The sequence below is a fragment of the Flavobacterium limi genome, assembly GCF_010645075.1.
Lineage (GTDB): Bacteria > Bacteroidota > Bacteroidia > Flavobacteriales > Flavobacteriaceae > Flavobacterium > Flavobacterium limi.
Genome location: NZ_JAADZV010000004.1, coordinates 208,231 through 224,542 on the forward strand (window position 1 = coordinate 208,231; position 16,312 = coordinate 224,542).

General features: G+C 33.9%; 19 protein-coding genes. All 19 read left to right on the forward strand.

Translation table 11 applies throughout. The features are described 5' to 3' along the window. Positions 1-168: 168 nt before the first annotated feature. Positions 169-630 (forward strand): MarR family winged helix-turn-helix transcriptional regulator, encoded by a 462-nt coding sequence (locus tag GXM16_RS10345; RefSeq protein ID WP_163394298.1) that lies wholly within the window; start codon positions 169-171, stop codon positions 628-630. Between the two features lie 4 nt (positions 631-634). Beyond that, positions 635-1,267, forward strand: coding sequence for an NAD(P)H-dependent oxidoreductase (locus GXM16_RS10350; RefSeq protein ID WP_163394299.1), 633 nt, complete (start codon positions 635-637; stop codon positions 1,265-1,267). A 37-nt stretch (positions 1,268-1,304) separates the two neighbouring features. After that, entirely contained in the window at positions 1,305-1,871 is a 567-nt protein-coding gene (locus GXM16_RS10355; protein ID WP_163394300.1) for a YceI family protein, read from the forward strand. Between the two features lie 206 nt (positions 1,872-2,077). Further along, complete coding sequence (locus GXM16_RS10360) at positions 2,078-3,352, forward strand: hypothetical protein (RefSeq protein WP_163394301.1); 1,275 nt, start codon at positions 2,078-2,080, stop codon at positions 3,350-3,352. Between the two features lie 302 nt (positions 3,353-3,654). Then, complete coding sequence (locus GXM16_RS10365; protein ID WP_163394302.1) at positions 3,655-5,055, forward strand: anthranilate synthase component I family protein; 1,401 nt, start codon at positions 3,655-3,657, stop codon at positions 5,053-5,055. A 96-nt stretch (positions 5,056-5,151) separates the two neighbouring features. Further along, on the forward strand, positions 5,152-5,595 hold the full coding sequence (locus tag GXM16_RS10370; protein ID WP_163394303.1) for a hypothetical protein: 444 nt from the start codon (positions 5,152-5,154) through the stop codon (positions 5,593-5,595). Positions 5,596-5,657: 62 nt separating this feature from the next. Further along, complete coding sequence (locus GXM16_RS10375) at positions 5,658-6,224, forward strand: anthranilate synthase component II (protein WP_163394304.1); 567 nt, start codon at positions 5,658-5,660, stop codon at positions 6,222-6,224. Between the two features lie 141 nt (positions 6,225-6,365). Continuing rightward, the gene (locus GXM16_RS10380) at positions 6,366-6,773 is read left to right on the forward strand and encodes a GNAT family N-acetyltransferase (RefSeq protein WP_163394305.1); all 408 of its coding nucleotides are present in this window, start codon (positions 6,366-6,368) and stop codon (positions 6,771-6,773) included. Positions 6,774-6,905: 132 nt separating this feature from the next. After that, positions 6,906-7,898: an anthranilate phosphoribosyltransferase gene (gene trpD / locus GXM16_RS10385; RefSeq protein ID WP_163394306.1), complete on the forward strand. Its 993-nt coding sequence runs from the start codon at positions 6,906-6,908 to the stop codon at positions 7,896-7,898. Between the two features lie 86 nt (positions 7,899-7,984). Beyond that, positions 7,985-8,764, forward strand: coding sequence for an indole-3-glycerol phosphate synthase TrpC (gene trpC, locus GXM16_RS10390; protein WP_163394307.1), 780 nt, complete (start codon positions 7,985-7,987; stop codon positions 8,762-8,764). Between the two features lie 87 nt (positions 8,765-8,851). After that, positions 8,852-9,484 (forward strand): phosphoribosylanthranilate isomerase, encoded by a 633-nt coding sequence (locus GXM16_RS10395; RefSeq protein ID WP_163394308.1) that lies wholly within the window; start codon positions 8,852-8,854, stop codon positions 9,482-9,484. A gap of 13 nt (positions 9,485-9,497) precedes the next feature. Continuing rightward, positions 9,498-10,679 carry a tryptophan synthase subunit beta gene (gene trpB / locus GXM16_RS10400; protein ID WP_163394309.1) on the forward strand — a complete coding sequence of 394 codons (1,182 nt, stop codon included), beginning with the start codon at positions 9,498-9,500 and terminating at the stop codon, positions 10,677-10,679. Positions 10,680-10,810: 131 nt separating this feature from the next. After that, complete coding sequence (locus tag GXM16_RS10405) at positions 10,811-11,128, forward strand: gamma-glutamylcyclotransferase family protein (RefSeq protein WP_163394310.1); 318 nt, start codon at positions 10,811-10,813, stop codon at positions 11,126-11,128. Positions 11,129-11,255: 127 nt separating this feature from the next. Continuing rightward, positions 11,256-12,017, forward strand: a complete 762-nt coding sequence (gene trpA, locus GXM16_RS10410) for a tryptophan synthase subunit alpha (RefSeq protein WP_163394311.1) — start codon at positions 11,256-11,258, stop codon at positions 12,015-12,017. Positions 12,018-12,136: 119 nt separating this feature from the next. Beyond that, positions 12,137-12,535, forward strand: a complete 399-nt coding sequence (locus GXM16_RS10415; protein ID WP_163394312.1) for a hypothetical protein — start codon at positions 12,137-12,139, stop codon at positions 12,533-12,535. Between the two features lie 69 nt (positions 12,536-12,604). Beyond that, positions 12,605-12,760: a hypothetical protein gene (locus tag GXM16_RS10420; RefSeq protein ID WP_163394313.1), complete on the forward strand. Its 156-nt coding sequence runs from the start codon at positions 12,605-12,607 to the stop codon at positions 12,758-12,760. Between the two features lie 515 nt (positions 12,761-13,275). Next, the gene (locus GXM16_RS10425; RefSeq protein WP_163394314.1) at positions 13,276-13,905 is read left to right on the forward strand and encodes a TetR/AcrR family transcriptional regulator; all 630 of its coding nucleotides are present in this window, start codon (positions 13,276-13,278) and stop codon (positions 13,903-13,905) included. Next, positions 13,895-15,217: a TolC family protein gene (locus GXM16_RS10430; protein ID WP_163394315.1), complete on the forward strand. Its 1,323-nt coding sequence runs from the start codon at positions 13,895-13,897 to the stop codon at positions 15,215-15,217. Before GXM16_RS10425 ends, GXM16_RS10430 begins: the two co-directional genes overlap by 11 nt. A gap of 12 nt (positions 15,218-15,229) precedes the next feature. Then, positions 15,230-16,309, forward strand: a complete 1,080-nt coding sequence (locus GXM16_RS10435; protein WP_163394316.1) for an HlyD family secretion protein — start codon at positions 15,230-15,232, stop codon at positions 16,307-16,309. The last annotated feature ends 3 nt before the right edge of the window (positions 16,310-16,312 follow it).

The following is a 16,312-nucleotide window of genomic DNA, read 5'->3' on the forward strand; positions in this document are numbered from 1 at the left end:
AATCAATATTTTAAAATACAAAATTCACTACTTTTATAACATTGTAATTGCGAATTTTTATTCTCAATAATTCCAACGCCAATATCTTAACAAAAAATTAACAAAACATTTGTATATACAACAATTAAAACCTATACATTTGTATATACAAATTATACACTTACAACTATGACAATTGAAGAGGTTATAAAAAGCACTGTTAAGATGGATAATGCGAAAAAAGTTATTCTGAATATCATGTACACGCAAAATGTGATTCTGGATCATTTCAACGAGTTGATAAAACCGTATGATCTTTCCGGAGAACAATATAATGTACTGCGTATATTAAGAGGACAAAAAGGAAATCCTGCTAATATGTGTGTGATACAGGAACGAATGCTGGCTAAAACAAGCAATACGACAAGGCTGGTTGATAAACTACTATTAAAAGAATATGTAACCCGAAATGTCTGTCCGGGAAACAGAAGAAAAATTGAAGTTTTAATCACCCAAAAAGGATTAGACGTTTTAAAAGAATTAGACCCAAAGGTAGATGAACACGAGCGTTTATTTGCTGCTAATATAAGCCCTGAAGAATTAGAATTATTAAACCAATTATTAGAGAAATACCGAACCCAACAAAATTAATATCATGAGTACACTATTAGAAAATTTAAACTGGAGATATGCAACCAAAAAATTTGATGCAACTAAAAAAATCTCTGATGCAGATTTAAATACATTAAAAGAAGCTGTCAGATTAAGTGCTTCTTCATACGGATTACAGCCATTTAAAGTGGTTATCGTAGAAAACCCGGAATTAAGAGAAAAATTAAAAGCGGAAGCATGGGGACAAACTCAAATCACAGATGCTTCTCACCTGTTCATTTTTGCAAATGATCTTAATCTTAATTCAAAATCAGTTGAAGCATACATCAAAAATATAAGCGAAACCAGAGGAGTTCCTACAGATGCTTTAGGCGGTTTTAGCGACATGATGAATAACGTTATTTCTAACTTATCAAACGAAGCTAAAAACATCTGGACCTCAAAACAAACTTACATTGCCTTAGGAACATTATTAACTGCAGCAGCCGAATTAAAAATCGACACTACACCAATGGAAGGTTTTAGCCCTGCAGCATTCAATGAAATTTTAGGCTTCGACAAATTAGGATTAAACGCAGTAGTTGTAGCTACTATTGGTTACAGACATGAGGAGGACGACGCTCAGCATTACAAAAAAGTTAGAAAATCTCAGGAAGAATTATTTATCACACTTTAATTATAAATTTAATAACAATCAAAATCAATTTCACAACATGAAAAATTTAAAAACAATTGCAATAGCATTATTCGTAGCAGTAGCGTCAGTTTCAGTAAACGCACAAACTAAAAAAATCGACGTAAAAGCAAGTACTATCAAATGGGTAGGTAAAAAAGTAACAGGAGAGCACTCAGGAACAGTAAACTTCAAAGAAGGAGCATTGGTTTTCAAAGGAAAAAAATTAACAGGAGGAAGCTTCACAGTTGATATGACTTCACTAACAGCAACTGATTTGACTGGAGAATACCAACAAAAATTAAACGGTCACTTAAAAGCTGACGATTTCTTCGGAACTGATAAATTCCCAACTTCAAAATTAGTTTTCAAAACAATTGGAGCTAAATCTACTGATGTTTATACAGTTACTGCTGATTTAACTATCAAAGGAATCACTAAACCTGTAACTTTTGATATTACTGTTAAAGGAAACACAGCTACAACTGCATTCAAAGTTGACAGAACTAAATACGATATCAAATACAACTCTGGTAACTTCTTCCAAAATTTAGGAGACAAAACTATCAATGACGATTTCGAATTGGCAGTATCTTTAAAATTCTAATATTTGAGACTTACTAATTTGAAATTCAGGAAACCCCGGCAATTAATTTGCCGGGGTTTCTTTTTTAATAAAACATAATAATAACGTTCTTAATATTCGGATAACCCTTTCGTAACATGACACCGTGTTTTGATTAACATTTGGCTTCTAATTTTGGCATTGTTAAAAATCAATAAATCAAAAACTAGAAATCAAAAATTATAGTTATGAAAACTAAATTACACATTGCCACTATAACACTTTTAAGTACTTTTTTTATACAGGCACAACAAAAAGGAATCATAGGAACATCAAACTGGATGAACAACTGGACCAATTTTAAGCCGGCAGCAGTTGAGTACAATGAAGCCACAAATATCATTGCCGGAACAATTGACAAAGACACCAGACTAACAAAACGCAATACTTATCAGCTGGTTGGTATAGTTTACGTAACCAATAATGCTATACTTACAATCGAACCAGGAACAGTTATCAGAGGCGATGACAAAACCTGCGGAACATTAGTAATTACAAATGGAGCGAAAATTATGGCCGAAGGCTTAGAAACAGATCCCATTATTTTTACTTCAAATAAAGAAACTACTGAAAGGAGACCTGGTGACTGGGGCGGAATCATTATTCTTGGAAAAGCGCCTATCAATAAATTGGGAGGTATAAACACACTCCCTTTCAACTTAGACCCAATATTAAATCATTATGGCGGACAGGATGCTGAAGATAATTCAGGAATCCTGAAATATGTTCGAATTGAATATTCAGGCAGAAAATTAAGTGCTTTAAAAGAACTTAACGGACTTTCATTAGCCGGGGTTGGAAGAAAAACCGTTTTAAGCAATATCCAGATTAGTTATTCTAATGATGATTCTTTTGAATGTTATGGAGGCGACCTGAATATGAACAACTTAATTTCATACCGAACTACAGACGATGACTTTGATTTTACACAAGGAGCACAAATCAATATCAGCAACAGTATTGCTATCCGACATCCTTTTTCATCAGATATTTCAGGTTCAAGATGTTTTGAAGTAGACTCATACGACAAAATTGAAAACACGGATATGACTAAAAAAATGACCAAAATTAATGCCAGCAACATCACACTGGTAAATCTGGAAGAAAACAATCAGGGACTGGTTCGTGAATCTGCTCATATTGGAGAAAATACTTTTTTCAATTTAACCAACAGCGTTGTTTCCGGCTTCACTCCTTTTGTCCTTTTGAGTGGGAATATTGGAAATGGAAACGAGAATTTATCAAAAATTACATTTAAAAATGTGATGGCCAACAATTGTAATGGCGGTATCATAAGCGAATCTTCAAGCAATGATGCCGGAATTAAAAACTGGTACAGCAATACTGAATTTGCTATAGAATATACAAAAATAAAAAGCGACGAATTATTCTTAACGCCTAATATTAAAGGAAATCCGGACTTTAGAACAAAGTTGAACAATGCGGTTGCAAGTGGAAAATAAACAACCAAAATCTACTTACCCTTTTTACATATTTAACAAATTTATAAATTAAGAAAAGTTTTTTTTTGCTTTGAATGCATTTTAATTCAAATTACATTTATATATTTGCCTTATCAAAATAAGATTATGAAAATTACAATGAACAATACTTGGTGGTGGAAGAATTTACGTCAGACGTCGTGAACAAAGCTTCCTATGGTATTGTAAACTATAAAATATAAAAGGCTTGTCATCACGACAGGCCTTTTTTTTTGGTCGAAATCAAACTAACAGAAAATATTAAAAATAAAAAACAAAATACATTGAAACCTTTTATACTCAACACACACTACAAGCAAATTCTCGCAGATACTATTACGCCGGTAAGCATTTACTTTAAGATCAGAGACAAATTCCCAAATAGTTTACTATTGGAAAGTAGTGATTATCATGGAAATGACAACAGTTTTTCTTATATCTGCTGCAACCCAATTGCAACGATCAAAATTGAAAACGAACTTATTTCGAAAACTTTCCCTGACGGAACAGCAAAACAAATCAATGTTGATTCTAAAACGAATATTCCGGAAGTAATTCAGCAATTTTCAGGTCAGTTTAAATCAGAGAAAAACGATTTTAAATTCATCAATAATGGCTTATTTGGATATATTTCTTACGATGCTGTTCGTTATTTCGAAAAAGTAGAAATTGCCAAAAAAGATACAGCAACTTTAATTCCGGATGTTTTTTATGCCGTATATCAAAACATCATAGCTATCAATCACTTCAAAAATGAAGCTTACATTTTCTGCCATAGCGTAGATGGGACAAATAATATCTCTGAAATCGAGCAATTATTACAATCCAGAAATATAGCTTCTTATAAATTCACAAAAGAAGGAGAAGGTTTCTCTAATTTAACTGATGAAGAATTTAAACACAATGTGGCCCTGGCCAAAAAACATTGTTTCCGTGGAGACGTTTTTCAGTTGGTTTTATCACGTCGTTTTACGCAAGGTTTTAAAGGCGACGAGTTTAATGTATACCGTGCATTACGAAGTATCAATCCTTCCCCTTATCTATTCTTTTTTGATTATGGGGATTTCAAAATATTTGGTTCCTCTCCCGAAGCACAAATTATCGTAAAAAACAGAAAAGCTGAAATTCATCCAATTGCCGGAACTTTCAGAAGAACAGGAAATGATGAAAAAGATGCTGAACTGGCCAAAAAATTATCCGAAGATAAAAAAGAAAACAGCGAACACGTAATGCTTGTCGATCTGGCGAGAAACGATCTAAGCCGAAACGGTCATGATGTGAACGTAGAAAGATACAGAGAAGTTCAGTTTTTCTCACATGTTATCCATCTGGTTTCAAAAGTTACAGGCCATTTACACGATAAAGCGACAACAATGCAGGTGGTTGCCGATACTTTCCCGGCCGGAACTTTAAGCGGAGCTCCGAAACACAGAGCAATGCAATTGATTGAAGATTACGAAAAAACAAACCGTAATTTTTACGGAGGTGCAATTGGCTTTATGGATTTTGAAGGCAATTTCAACCATGCTATTATGATTCGTACTTTCCTTTCAAAAAACCATCAGTTACACTGTCAGGCCGGAGCAGGGATTGTGGCAAGTTCAGATGAAGAAAGTGAAATGCAGGAAGTTTACAATAAATTGAGAGCATTGAATACAGCTTTAGAAATGGCAGAAAAGATTTAGTTAAAAGTTTTCTTTGTTTCAGGTTTCAAGTTGTGTTGGAAGGTGAAGCAAAACTTGAATCCTGAAACTAAAACAAATTAAACAAAACATAAATTCATGAAAAAATTAGTATCAATTTTAATTTTAATCATTACCATTTCTTCCTGTAATTCTGAGAAAAAACAAAATTCACTTGAAGGAACCTGGCGTCTTATATCAGCAGAAGCAACGGAAAATGATTCAACTTTCTCAACTTTCAATCCAAAGACAAAAATGATTAAAATTATAAATGAAACGCATTTTGCTTTTTTTAATCATGATTTAAACAATGGTAAAGATTCAACAAAAGCCGTATTCTTTGGCGGAGGTGGAAAATATACTCTAAAAGACAGTATTTATACGGAAAATCTTGAATATTTCAATAACCGCCAATGGGAGAACAACAAGTTTGAATTTGTAGTAAAAATTCAAAATGATACCTTAATTCAGGAAGGAATCGAAAAAGTAGAAAAATTAGGAATAAACCGAATTATAACTGAGAAATACGTTCGGGAAAAATAAAAAAATAGTTTCAGGTTTGAAACATCAACCAAATAAACCTGAAAATTGAAACCAATAAGATTATGAAAAAGATATTAGTTATAGACAATTACGATAGTTTCACTTACAACTTAGTACACTATCTGGAAGATTTAAACTGCGAGGTAACCGTTTACAGAAACGATGAATTTGATATTGACGAAATCGCTTCTTTTGACAAAATATTGCTTTCTCCAGGACCCGGAATACCTGATGAAGCAGGCTTACTAAAAGATGTAATTCGTAAATATGCTCCAACAAAAAGCATTTTAGGCGTTTGTTTAGGACAGCAGGCTATTGGAGAAGTTTTTGGAGGAACACTTTCAAATCTTGACAAAGTATACCACGGTGTTGCCACAAATGTAAAAAAAGCAGTTACAGACGAATCATTATTTGAAGGTCTTGAAGACGAATTTGAAGTGGGCCGATACCACTCATGGGTAGTGAATGCTGACTTGCCGGATATTTTAGAAGCAACTTCATTTGAAGAACACGGTCAGGTAATGTCGTTACGTCATAAAACATACGATGTACGCGGTGTACAGTTTCACCCGGAAAGTGTATTAACCCCAAACGGAAAAAGAATCTTAGAGAACTGGCTTAAAAGCTAGTCACAAGTTTTAAAGTCGAAAGTCATAAAGTTAAGAACATTATAAAACTTAGTCTTTCTGTCTTTTAAAATAAAAAAGTAAGTAAAATAAATATTATAAGTCAGAAGACTTTAAGACCTTCGACTTTAGACTTTAAGACTAATGAAAGTAACAATTTCAGAAACTAAAGAAATCAACATAGAAGATATTTTGATTTTATACAAAGCCAATGAATGGAGTTCAGCCAATAAACCAAACGAGTTGTTTAATGGACTTTTAAACTCTGAAACTTTAATATCAGCCTGGGAAGGGAAAAAGCTGGTCGGACTTGGAAATGCAATTTCCGATGGACATTTAACCGTTTACTATCCACATTTATTAGTGCTTCCGGAATATCAGGGAAAAGGGATTGGTAAATTGATTATGGATAAAATGCAGGTGAAATACGGCCACTTTCATATGCAGATGCTAACTGCCGACGGGAGATCAGTTGATTTCTATAAAAAAAACGGATTTGAACGTGCCGGCAAAACAGAACCCATGTGGATTTATCAGGGGAATGAACATTAAAAATTTAGTCGTAAAGTCTGTATGCCGAAAGTCATAAAGTCAAATACGAGGTAAAATAAATAACTATAAAAACAAAAATATAAGAAGTCAAAGATTTTAAGACTTTTGACTTTTTACTTTAAGACTTAATAAATGAAAACAATATTAAATAAATTAATCAACCACGAAGTGCTTACAAAAGAAGAAGCCAAAAATGTATTGATTAATATTTCAAGCGGTGAATATAATCCGAGTCAGATTTCGGCATTTTTGACCGTATTTATGATGCGAAGCATTACGATTGAAGAATTAATCGGTTTCAGGGAAGCACTTTCTGAATTGTGTATCCGTATTGATTTATCCGATTACAACACCATCGATTTGGTGGGTACCGGAGGGGATGGAAAAGATACTTTTAACATTTCGACTTTGGCATCATTTGTAACAGCGGGTGCCGGAATAAAAGTGACTAAGCATGGTAATTACGGAGTTTCATCTATTACAGGCTCCAGTAATGTTATGGAAGCTTTAGGAGTTAAATTTAGTAACGATCCCGATTTCCTTGAAAAATGTGTAGATAAGGCTGGAATTTGCATTCTGCACGCACCTCTGTTCCACCCTGCTATGAAACATGTTGGACCACTTCGTAAAGAACTGGCAGTCAGAACCATTTTCAATATTCTGGGACCACTAATTAATCCTTCCTTTCCAAAAAATCAATTACTAGGGGTTTTCAATCTGGAATTGGCGAGAATGTATGCTTACCTCTATCAAAATACAGATAGTAATTTCACGATTGTACACGCTTTAGATGGCTATGATGAAATCTCGTTGACAGGACCAACCAAAATAATTACACATAGTACCGAAGGTATGCTAAATCCTGAAGATTTTGGTGTTAAATTAATTAAACAAAGTGACATCAAAGGAGGTGAAACTGTTGCGGAATCGGCAGAAATTTTCACGAAAATCATTTCAGGAAACGGAACCGAAGCACAAAATAAAGTTGTTTGTGCTAATGCCGCAATGGCGATTGCAACAGTAACAAAATGTTCTCCGCTGGAAGGATTTGAGCAGGCAAAAGAAAGTTTATTATCCGGAAAAGGATTGAATGCATTGAATAAATTGAAAGAATTAAGTAAATAATTTTTTGTTTCAAGTTTCAGGTTTTAAGTTTATTTGAACGCTCTACAACTTGAAACCTGAAACGTGAAACGTGAAACAATACAACAATGAACATATTAGATAAAATCATAATAGACAAGAAAAGAGAAGTAATCCTGAAGAAATCAATCATTCCGGTTTCTCAATTAGAAACTTCAGTATTTTTTGGGAAACAGACTATTTCGCTCAGTCAGAAATTAAGAGAAAGTAATTCCGGAATTATTGCCGAACACAAACGCCGTTCGCCTTCAAAATCCATCATAAATAACAATTTCACCGTTGAAGAAGTGGTTAAAGGATATGAAGATGCAGGAGCTTGTGGAATCTCAGTTCTAACCGATGGAAAATATTTCGGTGGATCTTTGGACGATTTACTTTTAGCCAGAGCAAGTGTAAATATTCCGCTATTGCGAAAAGAATTTATTGTTGATGAATACCAGATTCTGGAAGCAAAAGCTCATGGAGCCGATTTGATTTTATTGATAGCAGCAGTTTTAACCCGTGAAGAAATCAAAACCTTATCTGAATTTGCTAAAAACTTAGGTTTAGAAGTTTTGCTGGAAGTGCATAATCAGGAAGAACTTGAAAAATCAATCATGCCTAGTTTAGATATGATTGGTGTAAACAATAGAAACCTGAAAACTTTCGAAGTGAGTTTAGATTTCAGTAAAGAATTGGCTTCACAGATTCCAAATGATTTTGTAAAAGTATCAGAAAGCGGAATTTCATCAGTTGAAGCAATTCAGGAACTCAAACCTTACGGATACAAAGGTTTCTTAATTGGAGAAAACTTTATGAAAACGGATAATGCCGGACAGGCAGCAACAGAATTTATTAAACAGCTGTAAGCATTAAGCTTTTGGGCAATCGGCTATGTGTAATCAGCCCATCGCCAAAGCCCATTGCTCAAAGCCCAAAGCCCAAAGCCAACAAAAATGAAACTCAAAATATGCGGTATGAAATATCCCGGCAACATTCTCGAAGTAGGTTCGCTCCTGCCCGATTATATGGGATTCATTTTCTGGGATAAATCCGCAAGATATTGTGACGGAAATATTCCGGAACTTATAAAAACAATAAAAAAAACAGGTGTATTTGTAAACCAGAGCCAGGAAGAGATTCTGGAAAAGGTCGAAAAATATGATTTACAAGCCGTTCAGTTACATGGAAATGAATCGGTAGAATTTTGTTCTGAACTTAAACAAAAATTACCAAAAAAAAATGAAATCATAAAGGTATTTTCCGCCGATGAAAATTTCGATTTTGAAATCATAAAACCTTTTGAAAGTGTTTCCGATTATTTTCTGTTCGATACAAAAGGAAAATTACCCGGCGGCAACGGAACTACTTTTGACTGGACAATATTAAAAAAATACAATTCGAAAAAGCCATTCTTTTTAAGCGGAGGCATCGGAATGAATGAGTTAAAAGCCATCGAAGAAATCTCAAAAAGCAAATTACCTATTTATGCTGTCGATATAAATAGTAAATTTGAAACCGAACCGGGGCTGAAAAATAAAAATCTATTAAGCAATTTCAAGCGAAAATTTGAAATTGTCAACATTTAAACTTTAAAACAAAATGAATTTTAACGTAGACGAAAAAGGATATTACGGAGAATTTGGAGGAGCTTATATTCCTGAAATGCTCTATCCAAATGTAGAAGAATTACGCCAAAAATATCTAAGCATAATGGATGAACCGGATTTCAAAGCTGAATTCAACCAATTACTAAAAGATTATGTGGGACGCCCTAGTCCGCTGTATTTTGCAAAACGTTTATCCGAAAAATACAATACCAAAATCTACTTAAAAAGAGAAGATTTAAATCATACCGGAGCGCACAAAGTAAACAATACCATTGGGCAGATTTTAATGGCAAAACGTTTAGGCAAAAAAAGAATTATTGCCGAAACCGGAGCCGGCCAGCACGGAGTTGCAACAGCTACTGTTTGTGCATTGATGGGCATGGAATGTATTGTTTACATGGGCGAAATCGACATTGCACGTCAGGCCCCAAACGTAGCCCGTATGAAAATGTTAGGCACCGAAGTTCGTCCGGCACTTTCGGGGTCAAGAACTTTGAAAGATGCTACAAACGAAGCTATCCGTGACTGGATTAACAATCCGGTTGACACCCATTATATTATCGGATCTGCAATCGGACCTCATCCTTATCCGGATATGGTAACCCGTTTTCAAAGTATTATTTCAGAAGAAATCAAATGGCAGTTAAAAGAAAAAGAAGGACGCGAAAATCCTGATTATGTAGTGGCCTGTATTGGTGGAGGAAGCAACGCTGCCGGGACTTATTATCATTTTTTACACGAACCAGAAGTTGGAATCATTGCCGTTGAAGCAGCCGGAAAAGGTGTTGATAGCGGACATAGTGCCGCAACTAGTAAATTAGGAAAAGTGGGCGTTATTCACGGCTGTAAAACCCTTTTAATGCAGACTTTGGACGGACAAATTACAGAACCTTACTCAATTTCTGCAGGTCTCGATTATCCTGGCGTTGGCCCTATGCATGCACATTTGGCGCAATCAGGACGTGGAGAGTTTTTCTCTGTAACCGATGACGATGCCATGAATGCAGGTTTACAGCTTACAAAATTAGAAGGAATTATTCCGGCGATTGAAAGTGCTCACGCCTTTGCTGTTTTGGACCAAAAGAAATTTAAACCAACTGATATTGTGGTCATCAGCCTTTCGGGTCGTGGCGACAAAGATTTAGATAATTACATAGAGTATTTTAAATTGTAATAAAAATCGTAATTTGGGCGTTCCCTAAAGGTCGGGCTGTACGCTAAATCTTTTTCGTGGCAAAAAAAGCCACAAAAAAGGATACCGCTTCCATCCCTAACGCAAACAGATAACGAGAAAAATAAGATTTTATGGAACAGATATTCTCATACGGAACATTACAGTCAAAAGAAATTCAGATGCAGGTTTTTAACAAACTGTTAATCGGAACACCGGACCAGTTAGCAGGTTACAAACTAAAAGATCTTCAAATAGAAGAAGAATTTGGAATTGAAGACTATTTTGTAGCAACGCCAAGCGAAAATCCATCAGATGTTGTAGACGGTATCGTTTACAGCATTTCCAGTGCTGATTTGGCAAAAGCGGATCAATTTGAATCCAATGCTTATAAAAGAGTAGAGATCACACTGAAATCAGGAACTGTTGCGTGGATTTATATCGAGAATTAATCCGTAAAAAGATTGCAATTTAATTATTTTGAGGATTTAAAACCTTGGGAAGACAGAAAAAGTACTTTAGATAAAAACTCCTGTAAGTACTGAAAACCTTAAAGGAGTATATAAAAAGATATTAAAAATGAACAGAATAACTCAAAAATTACAAGAAGATAAAAAAATCCTTTCGATTTATTTTTCGGCTGGATATCCAGGTTTGAATGATACCGTTCAAATCATTCAGGATTTAGAAAAAAATGGTGTTGACTTAATCGAAATCGGTTTGCCTTTCAGCGATCCTTTGGCAGACGGACCAACAATTCAGGCGAGTTCAACAACAGCCCTTCATAACGGAATGACAACTCAGATTTTATTTGATCAGCTGGCAAACATTCGCGAAAGCGTAAAAATTCCGTTGATTATCATGGGCTATTTCAACCCTATGTTACAATACGGAGTTGAAGCTTTTTGTAAAAAATGTGCCGAAATTGGTATCGACGGTTTAATTATTCCGGACCTTCCGGTTGATGTTTATGCAGACCAATACAAAGCCATTTTTGAAAAATACGGTTTAATCAATGTGTTTTTGATTACGCCTCAAACTTCAGACGAAAGAATCCGTTTTATCGACAGTGTTTCAAACGGATTTATCTATATGGTAAGTTCGGCAAGCGTTACGGGCTCCCAATCAGGATTTGGAAACATTCAGGAAAGCTATTTCGAAAGAATTTCAAATCTAAACCTGAAAAACCCTCAAATCGTTGGTTTTGGAATTTCAAATAAAGAGACATTTAATCAGGCTACTAAATATGCTAAAGGCGCTATTATTGGAAGTGCTTTTATTAAACATTTAAGTGAAAGTGGAAGTGGAAGAATTGAAGAATTTGTTGGAGGAATTCGATAATTTTTTTCTTTTCTTAATAAAATTGAAACGGCATTTATTTTTTTAGATGTCGTTTTATATTTTAATTTATAAGCTATTAGATTACTTTCATAATTTTAAACCTAAACTAAATTATTCGAATGAAACTAATATTTATAATTACACTTTCACTTATATCAATTATAGGAAATTCGCAGGAAAATCAAAATCCTGTTCAAAATGATTCAATATACTTAGGAAATTGTAAAGGAGGTGAACATAGTGCCAGAACAGACTTTGAAAAAGGAATTTACAATTCATATTCATATGGCTTACAAATAAAAATTACTAAAAAATCTGAAATTGGATTTGATGAATTTTATGAAGATTATCTGAAAAGAAAATATTCAATAAATTTAGAACATAGAGGTTGTGTTATAACAGATTATTCAACTTGTTATTCAAATTTAATGGATAGATTAATCCTTGAAAAATTTGGATCTGATATATTCAGAAAAACCAGATTAGAAGCTAAAAAAATATTTAATAAAAGAAAATAAAGATGAAGTCTTATCATTTGCTTTATACAATTTATTTAATTCTTATATCTTTGAATAAAATCAATTATTATGGATTTAGAAGCTCGTAAAATATCATTTGTTCAGGAATTTCTAAGATTAGAACACGAAGAATTAGTAAACAAACTTGAAAATTTACTACATGAACAAAAAGTTGTATTATTAGATTTAGACATGAAACCCATGATCAATTCAACAAAGAAATAGATCAGTCTCTTAACGATGCTGTAAAAGGTCTGATTTCTTCAGCAAAAGACTTAAAATCCAGAATCCAAAAATGGGATTAACAGTTTATTGTACTCATCTTGCAGAGGATAAACTTGCAGATATTTTTGAATATTATAAATTTAAGCCGGAATTAGAGTTGCTCAAACTTTAATTAACGGTTTAATAGATACTTCCATTTCTTTAGAATTAAATGCTTATGCAGGACAAAAAGAAGAACTTTTATCTGATCGAATACAAGATTTTAGATATTTGGTTTTCAAAAACTACAAAATTATTTATTGGATAGACGAATATAAAAATCTTGTTTATATTGCTAACATATTCGATACCAGACAAAATCCTAAAAAACTTCAATTAGGAAAATAGTTGTTTAAAAACAAATTCAACCATAAACTCAACTACACCGTTTTATGTTAATATTACGTTAAAACAAAATTAAACAAGTGTTTAATTTAAACAAGTGTTTAATTTTGTATTCGATTTAGAACTATACCATGTCACACATCGAATTAAACGACAAAAAAATTCAGATTCTGGAAGTAGCCGAAAAGCTTTTTTCTGAAAAAGGATTTGAAGGCACCTCAATACGGGATATCTCAAAGATTGCAAAAATCAATGTAGCCATGATCTCGTATTATTTTGGCTCAAAAGACCGATTACTTGAATCACTGATTATCTACAAAACTTCAGATTTAAAATTAAAACTTGAAAACTTACTACAGGAAAATATCGAACCCCTGGAGAAAATCAATAAGCTGATTGAAATTTACATTACCAGAATTAACTGCAACAAAGGTATCTTCAGGGTTTTACATTTTGAACTCAATTCAAAAGAAAGAGAAAAAAGCATGACCGCCTTTACCGAATTAAAAAAAGGAAATCTTAAATCTGTTGAAAGCATCATTTCCCAAGGCCAAGCAAAAGGCGTTTTTAGAAAAGATGTTATTATTCCGTTGATTACACCTACAATAATCGGAACTTTTTTTCATTTTCACATGAACAAACCTTTCTTCGTGGAATTACTGAATTTAAACACTGAAGAGTTGTATGATAATTATATCAAAACGACTCTTAAAAAGCACATTCAACAAACTATAAAAGCACTACTTGTTTATGAAAATTAGTCAATTAATGCTCTTTGGGGTTTTCTTTATCGGAATATCTTCAACAGAAGCACAAGAAAAAACAAGTTTAACCTTAGATGAAGCCGTTAAACTGGCATGGGAAAAGAGTAACGAAGTTACACTTGCCAACACTAAGGTGAACACAAAAAAATACGAATTACAGTCGGTTAAGAATAATCAATATCCGGACTTGAAAGTTTCGGGACAATACCAACGCTTAGGAAAAGCTTCGATTGACCTGCATAACGACGAAGCAAGTTCTGAGTCAATGGCATCTCCTGACCGTGCTATGTTAGGAATGGCAAATCTAAGTCTGCCAATTTTTTCCGGATTTAAAATCCAAAGCAGTATTGATACTTACGAAAGTTTATACGAAGCAGAAACTGCCAATGCAGCTAAAACGAAAGAAGATGTTGCGCTTCGTGTAATCACCTATTATACTGCATTATACAAAGCACAAAAAACATTAGATCTTTTAAACGAAAACCAGAAACAGGCAAAACAGCGTGTAACTGATTTTACGGAATTAGAGAAAAACGGAATTATCCCAAGAAATGATTTATTGAAAGCACAATTAATGGTATCTAAAACGCAATTATCTATTGATGAAGCGAATAACAATATCAATAACATCAATTTCTATTTAACGACATTGCTTAAATTAGAGCCTTCAGTAAAACTTCAGGTTAATGAGCAGGATTTCTTTAATTTAAAAACGAGCAATGCCCCAACATCAGATGCATTGGCATTGGAAAATAGAAAAGATTTAGAAGCTGTTCGTTTACAATCTAAAGCAAGTGAGGCAAACATTAGAGTAGCAAAAGCAGGTTATTATCCTACTCTTGCTTTGTTAGGAGGCTACACTGCTTTCGATCTTAAAGATTTCATTACTGTAAAATATGCGATGAATTTTGGCGTTGGTTTGTCTTATGATTTATCGGGAATTCTAAAAAACAATTCTCATGTAAAAGAAGCAGAAAGTAAAGCACTTGAAGTGAAAAATTCAGAAGCACTTTTAACGGACCGTATTAAAGTTGAAGTTCAAAAATCTATTGAAGATTATGACTTAGCCATCAATCAAAGTGTGGTTTATGATGAAGCATTGCAACAGGCATCTGAAAATTACAGACTGGTAAAAGATAAATTCGACAACGGTTTATCAGACACCAACGATCTTGTTGAAGCTGATGTTGAACACTTAAGTGCTAAAATTAATACTGCTTTATCAAAAGCCACTATTATTCAAAAATATTACGAACTGCTTTCAGTATCAGGACAATTATCCCAATCATTCAATCTTTCTAAAATATAATTGCTAGCTCTCATGGAAAAGAAAAAGACAAATAAAAAATTCATCATCATACTAACCGTTTTGGTTTTAGTGGGAGGAACTTACGGAATATCAAAATACCTGCACTCACAAGGTCATGAAGAAACGGATGATGCTCAGATCGAGAAAAAAATGAATCCGATTATCCCGAGAGTATCAGGATACATTAGTAAAGTATTTGTAAAAGATAATGATTTTGTAAAAAAAGGAGATACTTTGTTTACAATTGACAAAAGAGATTATCAGTTGAAAATTGATGAAGCGCAAGCCGCTTTGTTAGGCGCAGAAGGTCAATATGAAGCTGCAAAAGCAGATATTGGAAGCGCATACGCAAGCATCAATGTTTCTGATGCTAATATGAAATCGGCAAGCGGTTCTATCGAAAGTGCGAAAATCAGATTGAGACAATTGACAAACGATTACAACCGTTATAATAATTTATATAAAACCCATACTATTACGAAACAACAATACGAACAGGCATTAACAGCAAAAGAAGAAGCCGAGAACCAGGTTCGCGTTTTAGAGCAGCAGCAAAGAGCAAGTTCTTACCAAAAATCGGTTATCCAATCAAAATCTAAAGTTTCTGATAAACAAACAGAAGTTGCAGCTGCAAATATCAAAAAAGCACAAACGATGCTTGAGGTAGCTAAACTGAATCTTACCTACACAGTGGTAACCGCTGCAATAGACGGTCAGGTATCTAAAGTTGACATTCAGCCGGGACAACTGGTTCAGCCAGGACAGGCTTTATTCTACATTATTAATAATAACGAAGCCTGGGTTGTAGCGAACTTCAAAGAAACACAATTAAACAAAATGGTTGTGGGACAAAAAGTGAGCTTAAAGGTTGATGCTTATCCAAACTATGAATTTAAAGGAATTGTAACTTCTTTCTCTCCTGCTACCGGATCCCGTTTTTCATTATTGCCCCCTGATAATGCTACAGGAAACTTCGTAAAAACAATTCAGAGATTACCGGTAAAAATCAGTTTAGATCCTTCAAACGACCCTAAAAAAGTAGCATTATTGCGTCCAGGAATGAATGTTGATGTAGACGTACACTTGAAATAAAAT

What these genes read in the sequence shown, in the direction of transcription:
- GXM16_RS10345 (WP_163394298.1), top strand. Translation starts at nt 169, where the DNA reads ATGACAATTGAAGAGGTTATAAAAAGCACTGTTAAGATGGATAATGCG.
- GXM16_RS10350 (WP_163394299.1), top strand. Translation starts at nt 635, where the DNA reads ATGAGTACACTATTAGAAAATTTAAACTGGAGATATGCAACCAAAAAA.
- GXM16_RS10355 (WP_163394300.1), top strand. Translation starts at nt 1,305, where the DNA reads ATGAAAAATTTAAAAACAATTGCAATAGCATTATTCGTAGCAGTAGCG.
- GXM16_RS10360 (WP_163394301.1), top strand. Translation starts at nt 2,078, where the DNA reads ATGAAAACTAAATTACACATTGCCACTATAACACTTTTAAGTACTTTT.
- GXM16_RS10370 (WP_163394303.1), top strand. Translation starts at nt 5,152, where the DNA reads ATGAAAAAATTAGTATCAATTTTAATTTTAATCATTACCATTTCTTCC.
- GXM16_RS10375 (WP_163394304.1), top strand. Translation starts at nt 5,658, where the DNA reads ATGAAAAAGATATTAGTTATAGACAATTACGATAGTTTCACTTACAAC.
- GXM16_RS10380 (WP_163394305.1), top strand. Translation starts at nt 6,366, where the DNA reads ATGAAAGTAACAATTTCAGAAACTAAAGAAATCAACATAGAAGATATT.
- trpD (WP_163394306.1), top strand. Translation starts at nt 6,906, where the DNA reads ATGAAAACAATATTAAATAAATTAATCAACCACGAAGTGCTTACAAAA.
- trpC (WP_163394307.1), top strand. Translation starts at nt 7,985, where the DNA reads ATGAACATATTAGATAAAATCATAATAGACAAGAAAAGAGAAGTAATC.
- GXM16_RS10395 (WP_163394308.1), top strand. Translation starts at nt 8,852, where the DNA reads ATGAAACTCAAAATATGCGGTATGAAATATCCCGGCAACATTCTCGAA.
- trpB (WP_163394309.1), top strand. Translation starts at nt 9,498, where the DNA reads ATGAATTTTAACGTAGACGAAAAAGGATATTACGGAGAATTTGGAGGA.
- GXM16_RS10405 (WP_163394310.1), top strand. Translation starts at nt 10,811, where the DNA reads ATGGAACAGATATTCTCATACGGAACATTACAGTCAAAAGAAATTCAG.
- trpA (WP_163394311.1), top strand. Translation starts at nt 11,256, where the DNA reads ATGAACAGAATAACTCAAAAATTACAAGAAGATAAAAAAATCCTTTCG.
- GXM16_RS10415 (WP_163394312.1), top strand. Translation starts at nt 12,137, where the DNA reads ATGAAACTAATATTTATAATTACACTTTCACTTATATCAATTATAGGA.
- GXM16_RS10420 (WP_163394313.1), top strand. Translation starts at nt 12,605, where the DNA reads ATGGATTTAGAAGCTCGTAAAATATCATTTGTTCAGGAATTTCTAAGA.
- GXM16_RS10425 (WP_163394314.1), top strand. Translation starts at nt 13,276, where the DNA reads ATGTCACACATCGAATTAAACGACAAAAAAATTCAGATTCTGGAAGTA.
- GXM16_RS10430 (WP_163394315.1), top strand. Translation starts at nt 13,895, where the DNA reads ATGAAAATTAGTCAATTAATGCTCTTTGGGGTTTTCTTTATCGGAATA.
- GXM16_RS10435 (WP_163394316.1), top strand. Translation starts at nt 15,230, where the DNA reads ATGGAAAAGAAAAAGACAAATAAAAAATTCATCATCATACTAACCGTT.